This is a genomic window from Vibrio sp. V23_P3S9T160, assembly GCF_963886625.1.
Classification (GTDB): domain Bacteria; phylum Pseudomonadota; class Gammaproteobacteria; order Enterobacterales; family Vibrionaceae; genus Vibrio; species Vibrio anguillarum.
Map to the genome: position 1 here is coordinate 1 of NZ_CAWPDB010000085.1, position 2681 is coordinate 2681.

Annotated in this window: 2 protein-coding genes; both read left to right on the forward strand. The window is 42.3% G+C overall.

Features of this window, described 5'->3' with window-relative positions:
* A partial coding sequence (locus AACU59_RS04500) for a hypothetical protein (RefSeq protein ID WP_237666655.1) occupies window positions 1-606 on the forward strand: 606 nt, incomplete at its 5' end.
* Window positions 607-1783: 1177 nt separating this feature from the next.
* Complete coding sequence (locus AACU59_RS04510) at window positions 1784-2323, forward strand: hypothetical protein (protein WP_142570567.1); 540 nt, start codon at window positions 1784-1786, stop codon at window positions 2321-2323.
* The last annotated feature ends 358 nt before the right edge of the window (window positions 2324-2681 follow it).

Sequence of the window (2681 nt, forward strand, 5' to 3'; positions counted from 1 at the left end):
GTGCGTTGTCAACCCCTTAGCCGGGCGTTAAGCTTCAATGAGAAAACTATGGATTACGAAGAACTAAAAAAGCAAGGAATCGAGAATTTTCTTGCCGACGAAGAACTTAATAAAGCCGATAAAATTGAACGTTTTGTTGAGTTAAATGAATTGTTTGGACCACAAGGTGACAAGCTGTTAACCGGTGGTATGCAATCACAACTTGCGTTGCATGAAGTAGCTAATAGCTATGTCAATGGAAACTACATGGCTGTTGTTCTGCTTGCTCAAGCGTTTATCGAGCATTCTTTATCTGGCGAATTCATAATGCGAGGTCAAAACGCGATTGCAGAATCGTCATTTAAAAAGATTATCGATAACTCACTGAGCGAGAGTATTATAGGTGAAGAGCTTTACGTTTCACTGGAAGCTCTAAGGAAAATTAGAAATCCGTATGTGCATGCTAAAGCGGGTATCAAATCAGGCTCCCTTATAAAAAAGATGATCGATGGGCGCTTTGAGTCAGCTGAACTTTTAGCCAAGTCTGATGCACTAGAATCACTGTCTATCCTTAAAGCCTTTATGGAACAAAACGTAGTTATGTGGTTCCCTGAAGAAGAAGCTTAACAAACTGTTCAAGAGGGATTCGCAACGCGTGGCATTTTTACTATGCGTTGGTTTTAGTGTTTAAGGTGGTTTGCGGCGGCATTGATATTGCGTTGCTCACCCCTTAACAGGGCGTTATGCAACTCAGGTAAATTTAGGGGTTCAATCTTTTGGGATTTCTCCGGCTATTCGTTTTGTGTTGTCGGCAAATGAGCTTTTTGACCTTAAAATTCGTAGTTTACTCAAACCGTAAAACAGGTAAAGTTCTTTGTTTGCCTCAATGAGTTTTGGTGCTGGTTTGTTGTCAATTCAGCGTGCGCAAAGTGTGGAAAGAGCAAGTTTATCGAGTGTTTTGCACTTGCTGAAGGTTTCGCTCGTTGAGTTTTCCTGACATAAAAGCTTGGCTTGTTGCTGAAAGGTGGACTTTGTTTTGGCGGCTTATTTATCTCGGCTCCTACTTGGGTTGGTTCTTGAATCACTCAACCATTGCAATTGTGGCTTTTGGTCGTGTAAATTCAGTTTATCTCATTGAATTTGCATAACAAACGGCTCAAGAGGGATTGCCAACGCTTGGCGGCTTTAGTACAAAATTGAAGTTCAGTGTTTACGGTGTGTTTTTTGAGTTCGGCGGTGCGTTGTCAACCCCTTAGCCGGGCGTTATGCAACTCAGGTAAATTTAGGGGCTCAATCTTTTGGATTTCTCCGGCCATTCGTTTTGTGTTGTCGGCAAATGAGCATTTTTACCTTCAAATTCATTGTGAACTCAAGCCGTAAAACAGGCAAAGTTCTTTGTTTGCCTCAATCAGTTTTGGCGTTGGCGCGTTGTTAATTCAGTGGGCGCAAAGTGTAGAAAGGGCAAGTTTATCGAGCATTTTGCACTTGCTGAAAGTCTTGCTTGTTGAGTTTTCCTGATTCAAAAGCTTGGTTTGTTGTTGAAAGGTGAACTTTGTTTTGGCGGCTTATTTATCGCAGTTCTTGCTTGGGTTGATTCTTGAATCACTCAACCATTGCAATTGTGGCTTTTGGTCGTGTAAATTCGGTTTATCTCATTGAATTTGCATAACAAACGGCTCAAGATGGATTGCCAACGCGTGGCGACTTTAGTGCAAAATTGCAGTTCAGTGTTTAAGTGTGTTTTTAAGTTCAGCGGTGCGTTGTCAACCCCTTAGCCGGGCGTTATACATTTTAAGGTTCATCCATGTTTATAGTTTCTAGAAACGAAAATGAGGTAGAGTTTGCAGACGCAGAGTTTTCTTACGTCTCAGAAGTATTAAAGCCTATCGACGCTTCACTTTCTAAGCTCAACCATGAGATTTCCAAAGCAGATGTATGGGAAGTTGGTTGCTTATGTGATAAAGGCGAATACCTGATAGGACTAGGTTTTTGTATCATGCAACGGTATATGTTTGACGTACTTATGGACGTAAATCTTAAACCCTTAGAAGCTAGAAAATTAGGTCCTTGCAGTTCTTTCGGTGAGCCTGTTGCCGAGCTTATACATACTGCTGCGAATTACTGGAAACATGAACCTGAGTGGCATATCTGGTTAGAAAAACTGAGCAAACAATCGCAAGAAACTATTGATAGAGTTCTGCATCATAGGGATTCAGCCCATTACCCTTTATCTGATCTGCTGGCAGACTTAAATAATAGCTCGGATTTAACCCTTCTTGGTTGTCTGCCATATCTAATTGATTGGCGAAAAGCTGTGTTTGAGTACACCGAAAAAAATGTATAACAAACGCCTCAAGAGGGACTGTCAACGCGTGGCGTTTCCAGTCCCAATGAGCCGCGATGGTTACGGCTGTTGTGTTTGAGTTTAGTGTTAATGCGTTGCCAGCCCCTTAGGCGGGCGTTATGCTTAATCACGCAAAGTCAGTGGTTTATGGGTTCTCTTTGTTCCCTCGGCTGGTTGGTTTTGAGTTTGTCGGCAAGTTTGCTTCAGTGGGCGCGGTTTTCCGGACACTTGTTCTTTGGCGCTGGAAATTCAGAGAATTGCCTCAATCAATTTTTGGGCAAGCGCGAGGTTAGGGCGGTTGGCTCAATCAGCAGTTTGATCTTAGGTTTTTGAGTTTTGACAGCCAAAGTTCTAAGTC

What these genes read in the sequence shown, in the direction of transcription:
- AACU59_RS04510 (WP_142570567.1), top strand. Translation starts at nt 1,784, where the DNA reads ATGTTTATAGTTTCTAGAAACGAAAATGAGGTAGAGTTTGCAGACGCA.